Raw genomic sequence first — 20,475 nt, 5'->3', positions numbered from 1 at the left:
GAAGCCGGAGCTACTTCAAAGGAATGATATACAATAATGATCTATCAGAACATCGTCGGTATATACCTACAGAGGAAATATTATCTGCATTCAGAATGATTAACCTACTTTAATATTTATCTGTATGTTTATATTTCTGATTAATCCACTTCTATTTCTGCCGAAATGTCCCAGTCTGCCAGTAAGGCAATCCGCGCCAGGGCGGGAATGGATCGTGCTCCCGTCCGGCGCATGATGGCGGCCCGGTGATGCTCCACCGTGCGCTGACTGATCCCCAGGTCTGTGGCGATGTTCTTGCTGGGGTGTCCGGCCAGTACCATGGTCATGATCTGCCGTTGCCGAGCCGTCAGCCCGGCCAGGTGTTCGGCAGCGTCCTGATGCCATGTGGCCAGCTTACTCCCGTCCTCTGCCCTTTCCAAAGCAAGGCCGATGCTGGCCACCAACTCGGGTTGGCTGACCGGCTTTTCGATGAAATCAGCAGCTCCCGCCCGCATGGCGGCCACAGCCACGGGCACGTCGCTGCTGCCAGTCATGACAATGGCGGGGGTCATGACGCCGGTCTGCCGCAGATGGTGCAGCAGATCGATCCCGCCCATGCCGGGCAGGTAGGCGTCGATCAACAGACATCCCCGTCCTGTTTGTTGCCGTTCAGCTAGGAAATCCTCGGCACTGGCATGGTCAACCAGATGCCAGCCTTGCCCTTCCAGGGCTTGGTGGACGCTGTTGCGCAGCAGGGCGTCATCGTCGATGATGTGGATGGTGACGCCCTCCACCGCCTCGACTCTGGGTTCCGGCATCCGCGCTGACAGTGGCGGCATGGACAGCATCCGCTGAATCGTGCGCAGCAAATTGGCGGGATCAACTGGCTTGTGCAGTTGCAATTCGTTGCGCAGGGCGATAGCGCGCAACGTCTCCGTGGAGATATCTGCTGTCAGCAACAGGCCCGGAACTGCGCGATGCAAGTCGCGGCGCAGGGCCGTCAGCAGATCCAGCCCATTGGTCCCTCCCGGCAGATTAAAATCGACCAATAAGAGGTCCGGGCGGAAGACCTCTCTCGCTATCTGGCGTTGGGCCGACGGCGCATCGACCGCCAGCAACACCCGGTGGCCAGCATCGCGCAGAAGCGTACATAACAGATCACCCACCTCTGGGTCATCCTCCACTACCAGGATATTACCGGGGGTGGTGACTTCTTGTTCCAGACCATCCGGTGTGAGCAGGACGGGTACCTCCTGTGCCTGCGGATCGGCGAAAGTATCGATAGCGAACACCGACCCCTTGCCCGGTACCGACCGTACCCTCACCGGATGGTTCAGAAGCCCGCTCAGCCGGCGGACGATCGACAATCCCAGGCCTAGGCCGTTGCCCGGTTTACCGTCGGCCTGGATGATCTGATGATGTTCCTCGAAAATCGCCTGCTGTTCGGCTTCCGGAACGCCGATGCCCGTATCCCAGATTTCGATGCTGATCCCGCCTGCCCGGCGGCGGCAGCCCAGCAGCACCTTACCCTGCCGGGTATATTTCAGGGCATTGGACAGCAGGTTGCGCACCATCTGCTCCAGCAGGCGCCGATCACTGAAGACCTGAACACCGCAGGGAACCACGCGCAGGGCCAGGCCACGGGCATGGGCGTGGTAACTGAATTCGTCCCGCATCCGGGTCAGAAGGTCGTTGATGGGAAAGCGCGAGAGCTCGGTGGCGATGACGCCGGCTTCGATCTGGTTGATATCCAGCAGGGCGTTCAGCATGCCCGACATAGCGCCGATGGTTTCCCCGATCCGGTCCAGCAGTTCCCGGTCTTTGTCAGCCTGTATGCGGCCCGCCAGGATGCCCTGCAAAAGGATAAGGGTCTGAAGGGGTTGGCGCAGGTCATGGCTGGCGGCAGCCAGGAAATGTGATTTGCCCCGGTTTGCCATTTCCGCCTGACGCTTGGCGGTCCGCAGGGCTTCAGCCACGCGCCGGCGTTCGGTGATATCGACGAAGGTGATGACCACCCCCTCCACCTGATCGTCACGCGTCAGATAGGGTAGAACCCGGCGCAGGTACCAGGCGCCAGATCGTGCCTCGATCTCCCGCTCCATCGGCACGCGCAATTTCAAGACAGATTGTGCGTCAGCAAACAGGTCGCCGTCAGCGGCCAGCGAACTGAGGTCGGCCAAGGGCCGGCCAACATCGCTGGGAAGGATGCTGAACAGTGAACGGGTGGCAGGCGTAAAAAAGCGGATGGCCAATTCCAGGTCCAGGAAGATGGTCGCCACATCCGTGCTGTAGAGTACGTTCTGCAGATCGTTCGATGTGGTTCGCTGCTGGTCCAGGGTTTCCTGCAGCTGGCTGTTCAAGGCCGTCAGTTCCTCGTTCAGCGATTGTAACTCTTCCTTGGAGGTCAGCAATTCCTCGTTGGCGGACTGGTATTCTTCGTTGATCGACAGGGCTTCCTGGGTGACGGCCTTCTGTTCTTCCCCTGCCAGTTCCAGGTTGCGAATGGCTGCTTCCAGTTCGGCGCGTGTGTGGTCCAACTCACGGGCCAGATTGCCGGTCTGTCCATTGGCGGACAGCGGTGCCTTGTTCTGCGCACCGGCCGGGCGGGGCTCGTCGATGAAGCAGACCAGCATCAAATTCTCGCCCTCATGCGTGACGGGATGCACGGCGATGCTGAACTCCATAATGTCGCCATCCCGGCGCATCTGACCGCCCTGGATCGTGATCTTGGCCTTTTCCTGGTGCGCCTGCTGGATGGCGGCGCGAAGTTTGACCGACAGACCGGGGGGTGTCATGGCCAGCAGATCCTGGGTCGGGTGGCCGGATGGCACGCGCAAGAAATGGTCGGTCGGCCCCAGGGAATAAAGGCAATCATGAGAACGGTTGATCAGGATGGCTGCCGGGGCATAATCCCGCATCACCAGTTGCCGGCACAGCTCCGCCAAGGCGTTCTGTCGCGATGGGCCGGGGCCGGTGCCGATACGGGGCAGGGCGCGGACGCCATCCCCTGTGCTCATCAGGAAACTGAAATCGCCGGGCTTGCTGCGGCCCACGTGGCGGAACAGACGGGCGGGTTTCGACACGATCTCGAACCGGTCGGATGCTGTCGGCAGCACAGTTTCCGCACCGCCCAGCAGCAGGAAACCACCATCGCGCAAGGCGAAATGGAACAGGGCCAGCACCCGCGCCTGTGCCTCCGGCATCAGATAGATCAACAGATTACGACAAGAGATGAAATCGAGGCGGGAAAAGGGCGGATCCGCCAGCACGTCCTGGACTGTGAAGATGACATGGGCGCGCAGTTCCTGCGTGACCCGATATCCTCCTCCATCGGCGATGAAGAATCGGGCCAGTCGGTCTGCGGAAACATTCTCGGCAATGCTCGCCGGGTACCAACCTTCGCGCGCGGTGACGATGGCGTCGGGATCGACATCGGAGGCGAACAGCTGCAGTTTCATCGCTAAACCGGCCAGTGCGATCTGTTCCAGGAACAGGATGGCAAGGGAATAGGTTTCCTCCCCCGTACTGCATCCCGCCACCCACAGGCGAAGGTGATTATCCGTGGATCGTCCCCGGATCAGACCGGGAATGACGGCCGCAGCCAGGAGCTCGAACACTTTCGGATCGCGGAAAAATTCTGTGACATTGATCAGCATATCCTTGGCAAGATTGTCCCGTTCCGCCGGATCACGCCGCAGCAGCTCAAGATATTCCGGCAAACCATCGGCGGCGATACCGGCCATGGACATCCGCCTGTCGATGCGCCGCCGCAACGTCCCCTGCTTGTAAAGCGTGAAATCATAGGGCGTATGGGTGCGCAGCAGGTCGATGATAGCGGCTAACCCGTTGTCCGCGTCTTCCTCCATCCTTTTGGAAGCTGCTGTGTCCGTGCGGTGGCGGTTGCGGATGACCTCAGGCATAGCCGCAACCGGTAGCACATGATCCACCAGGCCAGTGGCCATGGCGCTGCGCGGCATGCCTTCATATCCAGCCTCCGCCGGATCCTGTGCGATTACCAGCCCACCCGCCGTCCTCACCGCGCGCAGCCCGTGGCTGCCGTCCGTTCCGGTCCCCGACAGCACGACACAAACCACACGACTCCCGAAGTCGCGGGCCAGAGATGCCAGCAGGAAATCGAAGGGCAGGCGTGTGCCCTGGCCACGCGGCGGGGCCGTCAGGTGCAGACGCCCGTCTATCACCGAGAGATAGGCGCCGGGCGGTATGACGATGACTTGTCCTGGCAACAGTTCCATGCCGTCGGTGGCCTGCCAGACACGCATTGCCGTGTGCACCGCCAGAAGATCAACCAGCAGGCTGTCATGGTTGGGGTCCAGATGCTGCACCAGGATGAAACAAGCCCCTCCGCCATCCCCAAGTGCTTCCACGAACCGGCTTGCCGCCTCCAGACCGCCCGCAGACGCGCCAATGGCAACAATATCCATTGCTGCCTTCGACGGAGAGGGGCCGTCTGTCTTCTTTGTGGAGCGAGTCATGGTGAAATTACCGGTCCAATTTTTGATTGGAATACATTGTATCACGATTGTTCATTCGATGGGTGACGAATGCGGATTTTGAAATACCGCTTTAGGATTTAGGTACTTCCCGAGCCTTATATTAATCAATTTCCAATCTTACGATCAGTACCGCACAACGGGAGGTCGACCATGCACTACACTCACAACACCCTGTCTGAAAACATCCGGGGACAGTCGGTTGAGTTGCTTAACAGGCATCTGGCTGCGGCCATTGATCTGCATGCACAGGTCAAACAGGCGCATTGGAACGTCCGCGGTAGCAGCTTTTCCGCTGTGCATGAACTGTTCGACAATGCCGCCATCGAGGTCGAAACCTATTCCGATCTGATTGCGGAGCGGGCTGCGGCTTTGGGTGGCACGGCCCATGGTACTGTGCATATCGCGGCTGAACGGTCATTTCTGTTGCCGTATCCCTTGGGTGTAGCAGAAGCGCGGGAGCACATCTTCGCCCTGTCGCAGGCGGTCAGCGCCTTTGGCCAGTCGGTCCGCGAAGCGATTGGTCTGTCCACCACCCATGGCGATCCCGTCACCGCTGACCTGTTTACCCAGGTCGCCCGTGGTATGGATCGGCAACTCTGGCTGATTGAATCCCACTCAGTGCGATCATGAACCCCGCCGCTCTGCCAGTGGTTCCATTCGTCGAGCGTGAGGCGCTTTCAAGATGGGATAGTGAGGGTGGTGCTGCATCCCGGCCCGCAATGAGCCGCAGCCTTCGTATATTTGTCGTTTCCGGAGATCCGCGGGTTTCCCTGTCTTTGGCCGCTTCACTCGATGGGACTGGGCATCAGGTCTGTGCCATCGCCACAATCAATCATCAAGCCGTCAAGTCCGCTGCGACCTGTCATCCGGATATGATCATCGCAGATGTGTATCTGGAAGATGGACACTTCCGGTAACCCTTTGTGATGGGGTCATCTGAGCACAATTCTGGCTTCGCGGCACCGCGTTGGCCGTTTTCTGGCGTGTTGCGGTCTGCCAAAGCCGCCCTATTTGGCAGCTTTGGCGTCATGCGGACGCCGTTCTCCCGTTGAGCCAGACCCAGCGCTTCATGTTGTAGGCCATGGCGGCGAATGTGATGGCCGCCTCGGCACGTTTGAGGCCGATGGTGCGGATGAAGAGCTTCATCGGTCCCTTCAGCATGGCAAATGGATGCTCGACCTTGGCGCGGATGGCGGAGTTCCGTGCATTGGCCCTGGCGGTGCGTGCGGACATCGGCTTACCCTTGGGCTTCTTGACATAGATATGGCTGACTTTGCCGACCGCGCGGAGGAAGTCCTCATTGGCCTGCGAACGATAGGCCGTGTCGACCCAGACGCCCGACGCCGTATTGTCCGGATCGATCAACCCCTCGCGCAGGCGCGCCCCGTCATGGGCAGCGGCATCGCTGACCAGCCGGCGCCGGATCACCCCATGCCGGCGGTCGATGGCGATATGTGCCTTGTAGTCAAAGACCGGGATGGCAATGTCGGGCGGCTGCGGCGCCCCCTCGGGAGCCGGCTTGGCCTTGCTGAATTTCACCGTCCAGCGCGCATCCACATCCTTCTGGGCCGCCTTGGCCGGCTGGTCGGGTCAGATCTCATGGGCGGACTTGCCTTGCTTGATCGCCGCTTTCTCCGCCTCCTTGTTACGCTGGCGGGGTGCTGCCACCAGGGTCGCATCCACGATCTGGCCCGACATCGGCAGATAACCCGCTGCAACGATCGCCTGATCCAGCCGCGTGAACAGCGCGTCCAGCGCACGGACACGGATCAATGTGCCGCGGAAATCCCACAGCGTGTTGGCATCGGGTACCCCGTCCCCTGGACCCAGGCCACAAAACCGCATCCAGCTCAGCCGGTCGCGCACCAGATACGAGGTCTGTTGCAGCGACAGCCCGTGCAGCGCCTGCAACACCTGCATCTTGAATTTCAAAACCGCGTCGAACGGCGGGCGACCGCCCCTGCGCAGGTCGCCGCGGCGCAGGGCCTTGGCCAGAACCGGCCGGAACTGCTCAAAATCAACCGTCGCCGACAACTGACGTAGACGATCCTCAAAATCCCAGAAACCGCCCTGTCCCGACATGACCAACCTCGCTACAGGCTGCATGCCGCATCATAGCAGAAATCGGCAGTTTCCGGAGGTGTCCCCGTTTCCCAATGCAGGTCACCGCCGATCATGGAAATGCCGGCTTCCATTGTGCTCCATCCGAAGCGGCATCCTTCAGAAAAGGGTGGTGCTGATCGTCAGTATCTTTTCGGGATGATTATATCCGTAAAAATACGGATTGAAGCCAAACGGGCAAACGCTTCAAATTGAGCGAAACAACGGCTGGCGCCAGTGAGCCATAAAGAGGAATAAATCATTATTCAGGCTAAATAACCTGGATATTGATTGACTAACTCCTGTTCAAATTACGGCGCTGTTCATGGCATCTTTCGAGAGGAATGCTGATAATGCGGGATTCATTGGTAAAATTTGGAGCCGTTATGATGGCTGCCAGCGCACTGTCGGGTTGCGTGTCGTCTGGTACCAAACTTGGTTCCGGTGGGTCGATGGTGTCAGGCGCCGGCGGAGCGGCAGGTAATTCACAGGCAGCGGCCCAACTGACAAAGTGCGACCGTCCGTTGGGTACCGCTGCCTTGGTGGAGGAGGATATTCCAGGCTTGGCGCAGGCTGGGCTGACCTCACCTGTGCCTTTGCTGCGCTTGATGATGACACAGTCCGGCTGCTTCCGGGTGGTTGACCGGGGCCAGGCCATGCAGCGCATGCAGCAGGAGCGCGCCTTGGCGGCGGGCGGCACCTTGCAGGGCGGGTCGAATATCGGCGGCGGGCAGATGGTGGCCGCCGACTTTATGATTACACCCAATGTCATCTTCCAGGACACCAATGCGGGGGGGAGCGGCGCTGGTCTGGGTGCATTTTTACCCGGCATTGCCGGGGTCGTGGCCGGCGCTATCAAGACCACCAACCTGCAGGCGCAGACAATGCTGACCCTGACCGATGTCCGCACGGGTGTGCAAGAGGCGGTCGCCGAGGGGTCGGCACAGCATAAAGATGTTGGTTTCGCCTTTGGCGCAGGCGGACTAGGCGCGCTGCCCATCGGCGGCGTCGGCGGTTCTTACGCTTCCACCGATATCGGTAAGGTGGTTGCCGCTGCCTTCATGGACGCCCATAACAAATTGGTGGATCAAGTCCGCGCCATGCCAGCCATCCAGGCTAAACTGGCAGCCCCTCTGGCCACCCAGACCGCAGCGCCGCCGACCAGTTCTGCTCCCCCCATTCCCGCGACGGCGCCGTCACTGGTGGCCGGCAGCAGCTACAAGACGGTGACAAACCTGAATCTGCGAGGCGGTCCGTCTACCAACGACCCAGTCATTGGTAAGCTGGCTGCTGGTGAGAGTGTAACGGCGGTGGGCGAACAGAATGCCGGTTGGTGGAAAGTGACCAATAGCGCTGGTCAACAGGGCTGGGTGTCTGCCCGTAATCTTCGGCAAGGCGGCTGAACTCGCACAGCGAAAAAATTGGAAGCAGCGGTGTGATGCCGCTGCTTCTACACATTTAACCTCTGCAATCTGTGCGACCCGGTTAGCCGCCACATCAATCGTTGGGTGAATGGACGTCTGACAGACTTACGGCATCCAAAGTGTTTTCCGACCCTTATCTCGGCATATGGTCGGTGTAAACTTGGTCGTTTTCTGTCCCAGAGGCGATGGCGCCCCACTGGCCAGCACGCTTCCACCTCATACTCTCTGGCGGGTAGCATGGCACGCAGCCTAAAAACCGCCTTGGAAGCCGCACTCCGTCCCGAAGCCCCACCGGCCCCCCCTGTATCACTTGCTGATCTGCCCGCTGATCCTGTCGACCCGCAGGAGGAGAACGCCGGGGCACCGCCGGTACCCGAAATGGAACTGTTGGTTGGTGATTACCGTATAACGGATTTCTCCGACCAGCCATCAATCGCGCCGGAACGGTTTCAAGATCCGGATTATGCAGCCGTTCTCCGCGATATGATCCTGCGTGTTGTCGAATGCGAGGCGCCCATCCGGGAAACGCTGCTGCTCGAACGGATGATCGCCCGGGCCCATGGCTTCAAACGGTCTGGGCGACAGGTTCGCGACCGCTTGCTGTCGGTGGCGCGTGGTGTGGCGCATCTGGAAACAGAGACCTCCGGCAGTGGCTTCATCTGGGCCAATGCTACCGCACCGGCGGCGTGGGAACGGGCCCGTTATCCTTGTTCAGATGAGGACATCCGCATGGTCGAGGATATCGCCTTGCCGGAACTGGCTGCTGCAATCCGGGCTGGGTCGATGCGGAGGATGCGCTGACGGATGCTGCCCGCCGCTTCGGGATCCGCCGTGTGAGCGCGGTGGCCAGGCAAAGGTAGGTATTGGCCAAACCTGTGACGGGACATATCCGCGATTGATGCGGTGGTACGTCCTCATGAGTAGAAGATTATCCAATGAACCACGACGCTCGGGACGACATAAGGCGGTGTCATGGGAAGATGCGCCGCTGTTTATATGGTTGTCGTCAGTTCAGCATACCATCGGTCAAGGCGCGCCCCCGCAGCCACCCTGACACAGCAAATGCCCTGTAACCTCAACAGGCGGACCCCTCCGGAAACTGCCGATTTCTGCTATGATAGGGCATGCAGCCTGTAGCGAGGTTGGTCATGTCGGGACAGGGCGGTTTCTGGGATTTTGAGGATCGTCTACGTCAGTTGTCGGCGACGGTTGACTTTGAGCAGTTCCGGCCGGTTCTGGCCAAGGCCCTGCGCCGCGGCGGCCTGCGCAGGGGGGGGCGGTCGCCCGCCGTTTGACGCGGTTTTTGAAATTCAAGATGCAGGTGTTGCAGGCGTTGCACCGGTTGTCGCTGTAACAGACATCGTATCTGGTGCGTGACCGGCTGAGCTGGATGCGGTTTTGTGGCCTGGGTCCAGGGGACGGGGTACCCGATGCCAACACGCTGTGGGATTTCCGCGGCACATTGATCCGTGTCCGTGCGCTGGACGCGCTGTTCACGCGGCTGGATCAGGCGATCGTTGCAGCGGGTTATCTGCCGATGTCGGGTCAGATCGTGGATGCGACCCTGGTGGCGGCGCCCCGCCAGCGTAACAAGGAGGCGGAGAAAGCGGCGATCAAGCAAGGCAAGTCCGCCCATGAGATCTGGCCCGACCAGCCGGCCAAGGCGGCCCAGAAGGATGTGGATGCGCGCTGGATGCGGCGTTCGGTGTGGACATCCACGGCCGACGTCGCCTCGTCCAGCACCAGCACGGCGGGATCGGCGATATAGGCACGAACCAGACAAACAAGCTGCCGTTGACCCAGGCTGAGATGGCTGCCCATGGGACCAACAGGGATGTGGTAGGCCAGCGGCAGCGCCTCTAGCACCTCATCGGCGCCTAGGTCACGGGCGGCGTCGATCAGGTCGGCATCGGTGGCGTCCGGCCGGGCCAGACGCAGATTGTCCAGGATGGCGCCGTCGAACGGGACATTGTCCTGTAAAACAACGCCCACATACCGGCGCAGGCTGCGCTGTGACAGACGCGGACATCGTGGCCGTCGATATTCACCGTGCCGCCATTGGCCTCGTAGAAGCGGGTCAGCAACTGCACCAGCGTGCTATGCAAACCACTGAGCAGGTTTCTTTCGGGGAATTGGTAGCTTGTCTGCCACTTTATCTGTTCTGCCCGGTTTCCATGCGCGCGCAGATGGGTTTGCATTCAGATCATTGTGCGCTGCACAACCACATATTGTCATGAAGTTACGGTTTGTGGTGCAAAGCCGCCAAAATGTTACCCTGATGGCTTGACAGCGCTTCTTTTGCTGCGCACTCTGGTATACGTTTTTGCAGAAGCACATGGGAGAGACCGGCCTTGCCGGCGCCGAAGGAGCAACCGCCCCGGAAACTCTCAGGCAAAAGGACCATGGGCTCACGACTAACATCTGGAGAGTGACGGCATGCCACAGCATGACCGTCCGCCGACGGGGTAATACTCTCAGGCACAAAGACAGATGGGGCACCGAAAAGCAGAGAATCCGCTTTTGGAGGTGCCGTCATGACTGACTCAAGCTGAAATCACGGGTCTTCTGCTCGATAGACCCTACATCCCCCAATTATCACTCAACATAAGCGGCTGGCGGCGTTCCAGCGGGCTAAGGCGTACCTATTTGGTGCGTTTTCAGCCTGTTTGAATGCGTCAAATGACCAGCGCTGTCTGTGAACAGGGAATGAAAATGAACAGATTTGTAAAGACGGCGCTGCTGGGCAGCGTTTCCGTTGCGGCACTCTTTTGGCCTGTCGCTGCGCAGGCGCAATCATCCGACACCAATCTTCTGGCCAAGCCCGCAGATCCGACTGCCGAGGCAGCCCCGCAAGCGTCATCTGATACCGGTGTGGAAGAGCTGGGTGATATTGTCGTGACAGGGTCACGATTGCGCTCAGAATACAATACTGCAACACCAGTCCAGATCATTAATGCAGAGACGGCGCGCAATGCCGGTGCGTTCGATACCGCAGGGATTATTATGCGCTCGGTCGCGGCCCTGGGTGTGCAGCAGGTGAACAACAAGCTGTCGGCGACGGGTGCGGGTGGCCGGGTCGTCGATGGCGGGAACAATGCCCAGACGGTTGGCCTACGTAACCTGGGGGCAGGGCGCACACTGGTCCTGTTGAACGGGCAGCGCCTGACCCCGGCAGGTACCGGCAGCCGTGTCGGTCAGGTGGATCTCAATACGCTGCCATCCTCGATGATCAGTCGGGTGGAAGTGCTGACCGGTGGTGCCTCTTCCATTTACGGCTCTGATGCCATCGCCGGTGTGGTCAACATCATTCCGCGCAAAACTTCCGACGGGGTGGAGTTGAATCTTGACGGTAATGTAAGCGAACATGGCGGCGGCAATTATGTTCAGGGCGCCTTGTTCTGGGGCGAGGATTTCGGCCAAGGCACCTTGACCGTCGCCGCCGAATATCGCCGCCAGGAAGCCTTGAAGAACCGCCAGCGCGAACGGACATCCTGCGCCCAGGATTATGTCTATGATCCCAGGACGGGACAGCGGACCGATCTTCTGGACACCAGCGGCAACATCAAATGCCGCAACCTGAACCCCACCGGGATATTCTTCGACTACACGTGGTATGGCGGCTGGTTCCAGTATGCACCCGGTGCAGCCGGTGCATCATATCCCGCCTCGGCCTTGGGTCTGCGCAACGTCCTGCCGGATTGGGTGCGAACAGCGCGCGGCGGGTTCCCGGAGACCTATACCTATGGCATCAGCGACAGCCCTGCCTATCAGAATGCCGACAGCATTTCGCCTTTGTCCACCGGCAGCCTGTATGTTGCGGGCTCCTATGAACTCGCCCCTGACATTGAAGCCTATGGCAATGTGCTGCTGAACCGGCGGGTTTCTTCCTCAGATACGTGGCAGTTCCTGTATCCGCTACTGTCGCCAACCAATCCGAACAATACGGTGGCGGCTGGGTTGATCCAGGCCAGCGGCGGTAATTCGACTGGTCTGGTCCAGCCGCAGATGAACATGGCCCAGGAGCAGCGCCAGAACGTCAATTATGGCCAGATCACCGCCGGTGTGCGCGGTGGGCTGGAGATGCCAATCATTGCCCGCCCCTGGTCGTGGGACGTTTCCGGCCATGCCGGACGATCCGATGGCGAATATAGCAGTTCATTCTTCTACGCCGATCGACTGGCGGCAGCGACGGCGCCGGGCGTTGCCTGCAACGCCGCGCTGATCAGCATTTCCGGCCCGACAAACTGTGTGTCCATCCCCTGGCTGTCGAAGCGGTTCTTGGTTGACCAGGATTGGACGGATGCTGAACGTTCGTTCCTGCAGGGACGCGAGACAGGGCGTACCAAGTATGACCAGCTTGGCATTGACGGCTCAATCTCCGGTGCGCTGTTCGACCTGCCCACAGGGTCGGTTGATCTCGCCACGGGCTTCACGATCCGGTATCAGGCCCTGAACGACACACCAGGTTACAACGCCCGCAACGGTAACTATTTCGCCTCCTCCACCGCTGGGATCACCAAGGGGTCCGATACGGTCCAGGAAGTATTCGGCGAAATCGGCGTGCCGCTCTTGGCTGATTTGCCGGTGGTAGAGAAGCTGACTTTTACCGGTTCCGGCCGCTACACCAACTACCGCAGCTTTGGGTCGGATGAAACCTATAAGGCGGGCCTGGGCTGGACCGTCAATAACTGGGTCTCTTTGCGTGCCAGCACGGGGACTTCGTTCCGCGCCCCCTCGCTCTATGAACTGTATCTGGCCAACCAACTCAGTTTCTATGCCTATAGCGATCCTTGTGTCCGCTATGGCGACACGGCTGGCCCCACAGTTGCTGCCAACTGTGCCAGCCAGGGTTTTGCGCCAGACTTCAATCCGGCCAACAATGGCATCACTGCCGTAACAGGGGGTGGCAAGGGACAGTTGAAGGCAGAAACATCACGGAACAAGAGTGTCGGCATTGTGCTGACCCCGGCCTTTGCCGACCTCAGCATTGCTGCGGACTATTACAGTATTGCGGTACGCAATGAAGTGGCTTCCTATGGAGTTGGCAGCATTATTTCCCGTTGCTACAATAGCCCAACGTTCCCTGGTAATAACTTCTGCGCCAGAGTTACACGTGACCCCATGACCCGCGCGATTACGGTCGTCGATGATCGTCTGGTCAATCTGGCACAGCAGAAGCAGCGGGGCATTGATCTGTCAGCCTCATTCCGGCAACCCCTTGGCTTTGGGGACTTCGGTCTGAATGTGCAGTGGAACTGGGTGTTTGAGAATTCCCTGCGCCGTGATGAGAATTCCTATGAAGACCGTAACGGGCTTTCGGGCAATCCCAAGACCGTCGGTTGGGTGGAAGCGAACCTGAAGGTAGAGGATTTATCATTCTTCTACGGCTTCAACTTCATCGGCCCAACGAACGATGCGAAGTACTATGATGGCGACAATCTGTTCAATTATTGCGGTGCCTATGCCGGCCGCACGGTGCCGGGGAACCGCAATGATTGCTTGCAGGTGGCGGAAAAACTGACGGTCGGTTCCTACATGACCCACTATGTCAGCGTCCGCTGGCAGATTGAAAAGGACCTGTCGGGCCAGATCGGCATTATCAACATGTTCGATAAAAAGCCGCCGGTGATGGGGTCTGACAGCTACACCTATCGGACCGGTTCGGTGCCCAGCAATCTGTATGATCTGCGGGGCCGTACGGTTTCGATCCGTCTTGGCAAGACGTTCTGATTGCAGCAGTGCCGGGGCGTATCATCCGGCGGGTGATTGCGCTGACCCGGTGGTGGAAGGTTGCCACCATCGGGGCAGCGGAGAGGCTGGAATGTATGGAATACCGTCGCGCGGTGGGAGGGGAGCTTGCGTCGTTTGGAAATGTGGGTGCGGGCATTGGGGATCGCGGCTTGTCTGACGCTGTGCGGCTCTGCTGCCATCGCGCAGGGGGAACCGCAAAGACTGCTGCGTTTTCCAGACATCCATGGAAAGCAGGTCGTCTTCTCCTATGCCGGTGATCTGTGGATTGCCAGCACGGATGGTGGTGCAGCACGGCAATTGACCAGTGGTCCGGGGCTGGAACTGTTCGCCAAATTCTCCCCCGATGGCAAATGGATTGCCTTCACAGGGCAATATGGCGGGGATGAACAGGTCTACCTCATTCCGGCGGCGGGCGGGGCTCCCCGGCAACTGACATTCTACCCCGCGCGTGGCCCCCTTGGCACCCGCTCTGGATATGACAATCAGGTCACGGGGTGGAAGCCGGATGGCTCTGCGGTGCTGTTCAGGTCGTTCCAGGATGTGTCCCTGAACACAGAATCCAAGCTCTATACTGTTACTGTCGACGACAGTCAGGTACAGCCCCTGCCCATGGCGCGGGCAGGCAATGGTGTCTATTCACCCGATGGCAAGCGGCTGCTGTTCTCGCCCCTGTTCCGCGATTTCCGGACATGGAAGCGCTATCAGGGGGGATGGGCACCGGACCTGTATATTGCCGACCCTTCGGCGCAAAAACTGACCCGTATCACCGGTACGCCGCGCACCGAACGCGACCCGATGTGGACAGAGGCGGGGATACAGTATCTGTCGGATCAGGACGGGCATATGAACCTGTACCTCACCGACGAGCAGGGCGGGGCACCCCGCAAACTGACGGATTTTAAACAGGACGGGGCGGAATTTGCCAGCGCCGATGCCAAGGGCAATGTGGTGTTGCAATATAATGCCGGTTTGATGCTCTATGACATCTCAACCGGCAAGGTGCGCCCGCTGGATATCACGGTTCCGACACAGGATTTGAACCGGTTGCCGCGGCTGGTCAAGGGTTCCAAGAATATCGAAGGCGGGGCACTGTCGCCGGACGGCCAGCATGTGTTGGTGGTGGCGCGCGGCGATGTGTTTGTGATGCAGGGCAATCGCTTGGGTGCGGTTGTCAACCTGACACATAGCCCCAGCGCGCATGACCGGGAAGCGGCCTGGTCCCCCGATGGTCGCACCATCGCCTATATCAGCGACGCCAGTGGTGATGAGGAATTGTGGGTGGTTCCCGCCAGCGGCGGTGCCGCCCGGCAGGTCACAAAGAGCGGCGGCAACCGCTATTACCGACCCAGTTGGTCCCCCGATGGCAAACGCCTTGCCGTGCTTGACCGGGAAGGCACGCTGTTCAGCGTTGATGTGGCCAGCGGGGAACGCCGGAAGGTCGGCAGCACCGGTGCCTGGTACATTCGCCAATATGAATGGTCGCCCGACAGCCGGTACATCGCCTATGCCGAGTTGCAGCCCAATGACATGCGCATGGTCCGCATCTGGGATTCCCGCGACGGTGCCAATCGTCCGGTGACGGACCCCAGTTATGACAGTGGTGAGCCCGTCTGGTCCCCTGACCGTCGCTATCTGGCCTTTCTGTCGGTTCGGGATGTCAATCTGCTGATCAGTGAGACGGAATGGAACTTTGCCGCTGCCCGCCAGACGCGGCCCTATCTTCTGGCCCTGCAAAAGGATGCTCCCAACCCATTTCCGGCGGGTGTGCCCGTCGGTAGGGGCGGTGAGGAACCGGTGTCTAAGGCGGATAAACCGCTATCGGTGGAGTTTGACGGGCTGGAAGAACGGGTGATCCCCGTGCCGGTCGACAAAGACAATTACCGGGATCTGAGTTTCGGACCGGGTTTCAGCCTGATGTTCAGGATATCGGACGCTCCCCGGTTCGAGGCGGACGGGCCGCAGACCAGCACCTTGTTCCTGCTACCCTTTGGTGCCACCAAGCCCAACCGCGTCACGGGTGATCTGGTCGGTTATGATGTTGACCGGAAGCGTCAGACCATCCTGTTGTTCCAGGGACGCGACGACCTGCGGGTGGCGGGTTTCGGGCCCGCTGGCCTGGCGGGAGACGCGCAGCGCCTGGATCTGGAGCGGATCGTAATGCGGGTCGATCCGCCACAGGAATGGGCAGCGATATTCAACGAAGCCTGGCGGCTGTATCGGGACTATTTCTACGATCCCGGCATGCACGGTCATGATTGGCAGGCGGCCCGTGAGCGATATCGTGCCCTGCTGCCCGCGCTGGGCAACCGGGCTGACCTTAACTATCTGATCAGCCACATGATCGGTGATCTCAATGTCAGTCACGCCTTTGTGGATGGCGGGGATGATGGTTTGCCCCCCCGCCCTGACATTGGGCTGTTGGGTGCCCGCTTCGCCTTGGACAAGGCCACCGGTCTCTGGCGGATCACCCGCATTTTTGCGGGGGACCGTGCCGATCCGCTTTACCGATCCCCGCTGAACAGCGTGGGCAATGAGGCGCGGGTGGGTGAATATCTGCTGTCCATCGACGGTGTGCCGCTGAACGCCACCACCAACCCCTATCAGGCATTGATGGGCAAGGCGAACCAGGTCGTTGAGGTAGGGTTGGGGCCGTCCGCGACAGTGGAGCGCCGCCTTCTGGTCAAGACCCTGCGCACCGAAACCCTGTTGATCCGGCATGAACAGCGTCTGGCCGCCCAGCGTCTGGTCGATGAAATGTCGGGGGGACGCATCGGTTATGTCCATATCACCGACATGACCGGTGCCGGTCTGTCTGAATTCGTCAAGGAGTGGTACGGACAGCTTCGCAAGGATGGGGTGATCATCGACATTCGCGGCAATACCGGGGGCAATGTCTCTCGCATGATCCTGGAACGCCTGCTGCGGCCGGCCTTCACCCGCGGCTTTGTGCGTGGTCTTCAGCACCCGCAGACCTATCCCTGGGGCGGCTACACACAGGTCTTCACTGGCGAAATGGCCATGCTGATCAACGAAAACACCATGTCGGACGGCGATACCATGGCCTGGACCTTCAAGCAGACACAGCGCGGCAGGCTGATCGGAAAGCGCACCTGGGGCGGGGTTGTCGGTACCGGCGATCTGGGGCCGTTGCTGGATGGCGGCCATATTGCCGTCCCGCAATATGCGCTGGCGGGACCCAAGGGGGAATGGATCATCGAAGGTGAAGGGGTAACCCCTGATATCGAGGTCGATTTCGACCAACCCGCCCTGCGCGGCGAACCCGATGCCCAACTGGTCGCCGCCATCCGTGATCTGCAATCACGGATCAAAGGCACACCCGGCAATCTGGGGACCCCGCAACCCTACCCGATCAAGCCCTAACCTCACTCCGCTGCGGCGGCCGCCAAATCCACGCCAAGCAATTTTATAAGTTTGCCACCTTGGGCGTGCGGAAGGTCTGGCGACAGTTGGGGGGGCGAGGGGTTCGATGTCACCCGCTGCACGGTCGACCGGTTGAGACCGCGCAGTTTCCGTTCATCTGCTACACCGAGCGGCTGGCGGTGCCCGGCATCGCCCCCGCGGTCGGCAGCGTCGCAGATAGCCAAGACAACGCTGTGGCGCAGACCGTCAACGGCCCCTTCAAAGCCGTGTTCGCCCATAGGCGCGGCCGTTGGAGATCCATTTAGGTCGCTGTATGTGCCCCCCAGGGGGATCGACTGGCCGAATGATCATTGCCGGCTGGCGCCTATGAGAGTATTTCCCGTGAAGATATAGAATAAATTGACAAAAAGAACGCAATATTTGAAAAATTGCCAAAACTAAATGGCAATAATTCGTGTGTTACCCAAAAAAGGCTCCATATATATTTCTGATAATCGGGCGTTATATTTGCCACTAGATGAAATTTTTTGCTTAACCCCGATCAGTTGTGACCCCTCAATCGCCATCGGTGTTAGTTATTATTCTCACGGCAAGCTTAAAGTCTGTGCTTGGCTGTTGGGAATATTTGTGATCTAGATAGAGGACAATTAAAAGCTGTTCGTTTAAATAGAATCAGCCTCTAAGCCCTCAAGGGGAGAGAATCTTATGCGGGACAATGGACCGGTAACCGGACGTGAAGTCGATCTGCCCGCTGATGAGGTCTTGGTATCGCGGACGGATGCCGGCGGGCGCATCACTTTCGTCAATCAGGCGTTTGTCAGCATTAGCGGGTTTACTGAGGATGAACTCCTCGGCTCCCCCCACAACATGGTGCGCCATCCGCACATGCCAAAAGAGGCCTTTGCTGATCTTTGGGCCACCGTCAAGGCGGGTCGGGCCTGGGAGGGGCTCGTTAAGAACCGATGCAAGAATGGCGACCATTATTGGGTCCGGGCCAACGTCACCCCACAGATCGAAGACGGAAAGCTGGCCGCCTGCATCTCCATCCGCTCAAGGCCGTCCCGTGAAGAGGTGGCCGCCGCAGAGGCTCTTTATGCGCGTATGCGGACGGGCGAAGCCAAGGATGTGAAGATCGAAGACGGGTTCATTGTTCATCAGGGGCTCGCGGCCCGGATCACCATGATCGCAAACAGCTTCAAGGGACGCCTTCTTGCTGCCTTTGCAATGACATTGATGCTTATGTGTATTGTCAACATATTGGGCATCTGGGGCATGGCTCAACAGAATGATCGCCTGGCTTTCATTCGCGACGACCCCTTTTCTCACGCCACCAGCCTCAAAATCATTTCTGATGCCTATGCCGTGGACATTGTCGATGCTGCACACAAGGTCCGCAATGGAAATACCAGTTGGGACGTCGGCGCGGCCTCAGTGAAGCAAGCGCGGGCCAAAATCGCAAAGGCCTGGGTCGCGATCAAGGGCACCGATGGGGAAGGGGATTCAGACCCTCATGAAGGCGCTATCCTCGCAAAAGTTGAACAGACGATGGCGGTCGCTGACAAGGATGTGCGGGACCTTGAGAATATCCTTTCGTCAAAGGATGCAGCCGCCCTGGATAGTTTTGTGAAGACACGGCTCTACCAGTCGATTGACCCGGTCAGTACACAGATCAGCGATCTCATCCAGTTCCAGAATGATGAAGTCGCGGCAACGATCGCGGAAGGTACTGCGGCGGGGCGGACACATCTCGTCACTGACCTTACAATCCTCGCCGCTGCGATCGGGCTGACGGTGGTCTTTGCGTGGCTGGTGATGGCCGCCATGCGCAACCCGATGCGCCGGCTTGAGCAGCATTTCGACGCCGTTTCGCGGGGCGATTTCGATGCCGTGATCGAAAATCCTGTCATCGCAGAATTCCGTCGACCCTTCGCGCAGTTACGGGCAATGCGGGCGAAACTCTCATACTCGACCCAGGAACGGCTAGAGCGGGAACGGGTGGCTGGGATTGCGCGATCCAAGGCCCTGAACGACATGGCCGGTTCGGTGGAAAACGGTTCGTCTGTTGTTGTCGAGCAAGTCTACAGTGAAACGCAGGACATGTCGGGCCAAGCCTCGGTCATGGCTGAAACAGCAACGCGGGTTAGCACCCACTCTCAAAGCGTGGCTGCTGCGGCTGATCAAGCGCTGGCCAATATTCAAGCCGTTGCTTCGGCCACAGAGGAACTGTCGGCTTCCATCAGTGAGATTGCCAACCAGATTACGCAGGTCGGCAGTGTGACAAAGTCCGCCGTTGCCGATAGTGGCAAGACCCAACGAGCCATCGAGAAACTGTCGGAGGAAGTGGGCAAAATCGGTGAGATCGCCCATCTGATCGGCGACATTGCCAGCCAGACCAACCTTCTGGCGTTGAATGCCACCATCGAGGCAGCCAGGGCCGGCGAGGCCGGAAAGGGCTTCGCGGTTGTCGCTGCGGAGGTCAAAGGACTGGCCACGCAGACCGCCAGATCCACCGAAGAGATCACCCGTCAGATCACATCCATCCAGGCTGCTACCAAGGAAGCGGTTGAAGCGGTTTCCGGCATCGGGACAAGCATCGGCTCTATCGATCAGGTCACAACCATGGTAGGTGCCGCGGTAGAAGAACAGAGTGCTGCGACACAGGAAATTGCACGCAACGTCACCGAGACCAGCAAAGCAGCACAGGAAGTCAGCCGTCTTATTGGCGAGGTAAGTCGGGATGCACAGCAGTCCGGCCAACAGGCGTCAGAGGTACAGAAGGGTGCCGTAGAGATTGCTGACCGCGTGGGTGCCCTCCAGCGGGAGATGGTGCGCATTGTTCGCACGTCGACCCGAGAGGCGGACCGTCGTATGTATCAGCGCTTTAAGTGTGCTGAAGCCTGCACGGTGACAGTCGGAAGCTCGCGCCACTCAGGACAGTTGATAGACATTTCCCAAGGTGGTGCTGGGATCCATGGCATCAGCGGCCTGCGGGAAGGGGCAAACGGGACCATCGAGATCCCCAAACTGTCCATCCGCACAAGCTTTGAGGTCCGCGCAAATGAAGAAGAGCGTACATACATCCGCTTCACCAATCCAGACCGTGAATTTGTCAAGCGTTTCACCTCCGCGTCGGCGGGCATGATCTCGCTAAATGTAAGTTGACACACGCGCTAGACTGTCAAATGAACGACGGCTCATCAACAAATCAAGTCCTGTCCTCTGGCGTGCAGCCCTTCTTGCGAGATGTTGCTCATGTCTGCCGGTCTTTGCCTGTTGGGGCACAAGTCCGGCAGAAGCTTGGCCAGGGTCGGTTTATGTTCACGCAT

At 59.4% G+C, this 20,475-nt stretch carries 10 protein-coding genes, 2 pseudogenes and 1 riboswitch; of the genes and pseudogenes, 8 read left to right on the top strand and 4 right to left on the bottom strand.

Annotated features, from left to right (window positions below):
* Positions 1–140: 140 nt before the first annotated feature.
* On the bottom strand, positions 141–4,472 hold the full coding sequence (locus CHU95_RS03805) for a chemotaxis protein CheB (protein WP_245837840.1): 4,332 nt from the start codon (positions 4,470–4,472) through the stop codon (positions 141–143).
* A 171-nt stretch (positions 4,473–4,643) separates the two neighbouring features.
* Here CHU95_RS03805 and dps point away from each other — a divergent pair, with 171 nt between their 5' ends.
* On the top strand, positions 4,644–5,123 hold the full coding sequence (gene dps / locus CHU95_RS03800) for a DNA starvation/stationary phase protection protein Dps (RefSeq protein ID WP_094453905.1): 480 nt from the start codon (positions 4,644–4,646) through the stop codon (positions 5,121–5,123).
* Positions 5,124–5,519: 396 nt separating this feature from the next.
* Here dps and CHU95_RS03790 read toward each other — a convergent pair.
* Positions 5,520–6,575, bottom strand: a pseudogene (locus CHU95_RS03790) (transposase).
* Positions 6,576–6,979: 404 nt separating this feature from the next.
* Here CHU95_RS03790 and CHU95_RS03785 point away from each other — a divergent pair.
* The 4 genes from CHU95_RS03785 (at position 6,980) to CHU95_RS22840 (ending at position 9,785) form a co-directional block, all read left to right on the top strand.
* Complete coding sequence (locus CHU95_RS03785; protein WP_165771993.1) at positions 6,980–7,996, top strand: SH3 domain-containing protein; 1,017 nt, start codon at positions 6,980–6,982, stop codon at positions 7,994–7,996.
* Positions 7,997–8,254: 258 nt separating this feature from the next.
* Complete coding sequence (locus CHU95_RS03780; protein ID WP_094453899.1) at positions 8,255–8,818, top strand: DUF3320 domain-containing protein; 564 nt, start codon at positions 8,255–8,257, stop codon at positions 8,816–8,818.
* 347 nt (positions 8,819–9,165) lie between these two features.
* Positions 9,166–9,312, top strand: a complete 147-nt coding sequence (locus CHU95_RS22845) for a hypothetical protein (RefSeq protein WP_165771992.1) — start codon at positions 9,166–9,168, stop codon at positions 9,310–9,312.
* A 95-nt stretch (positions 9,313–9,407) separates the two neighbouring features.
* Positions 9,408–9,785 carry a transposase gene (locus CHU95_RS22840; protein WP_094453897.1) on the top strand — a complete coding sequence of 126 codons (378 nt, stop codon included), beginning with the start codon at positions 9,408–9,410 and terminating at the stop codon, positions 9,783–9,785.
* Between the two features lie 14 nt (positions 9,786–9,799).
* Here CHU95_RS22840 and CHU95_RS23190 read toward each other — a convergent pair.
* Both CHU95_RS23190 and CHU95_RS22670 read right to left on the bottom strand, forming a co-directional pair.
* Positions 9,800–10,009: pseudogene (locus tag CHU95_RS23190) on the bottom strand (ABC transporter ATP-binding protein); the annotation flags it as partial.
* Positions 9,916–10,215: a hypothetical protein gene (locus CHU95_RS22670; protein WP_207762366.1), complete on the bottom strand. Its 300-nt coding sequence runs from the start codon at positions 10,213–10,215 to the stop codon at positions 9,916–9,918. The gene CHU95_RS22670 and the pseudogene CHU95_RS23190, both read right to left, overlap by 94 nt.
* A gap of 128 nt (positions 10,216–10,343) precedes the next feature.
* A riboswitch (glycine riboswitch) is annotated at positions 10,344–10,430 on the top strand.
* Positions 10,431–10,729: 299 nt separating this feature from the next.
* Here CHU95_RS22670 and CHU95_RS23025 point away from each other — a divergent pair.
* From CHU95_RS23025 to CHU95_RS23015, 3 genes are all read left to right on the top strand, one after another.
* Positions 10,730–13,747, top strand: coding sequence for a TonB-dependent receptor plug domain-containing protein (locus CHU95_RS23025; protein ID WP_133065417.1), 3,018 nt, complete (start codon positions 10,730–10,732; stop codon positions 13,745–13,747).
* A gap of 126 nt (positions 13,748–13,873) precedes the next feature.
* A complete protein-coding gene (locus tag CHU95_RS03760) occupies positions 13,874–17,149 on the top strand; it encodes a S41 family peptidase (RefSeq protein WP_133065416.1) in 3,276 nt (1,091 codons plus the stop codon).
* A gap of 705 nt (positions 17,150–17,854) precedes the next feature.
* Positions 17,855–20,311: a methyl-accepting chemotaxis protein gene (locus CHU95_RS23015; RefSeq protein WP_094453889.1), complete on the top strand. Its 2,457-nt coding sequence runs from the start codon at positions 17,855–17,857 to the stop codon at positions 20,309–20,311.
* Positions 20,312–20,475 lie beyond the last annotated feature (164 nt).

Origin of the sequence: Niveispirillum lacus, from assembly GCF_002251795.1 — a bacterium.
GTDB lineage: Bacteria > Pseudomonadota > Alphaproteobacteria > Azospirillales > Azospirillaceae > Niveispirillum > Niveispirillum lacus.
Note: the sequence above shows the minus strand (reverse complement) of the source record. Positions and strands in the feature narration are given on the sequence as shown.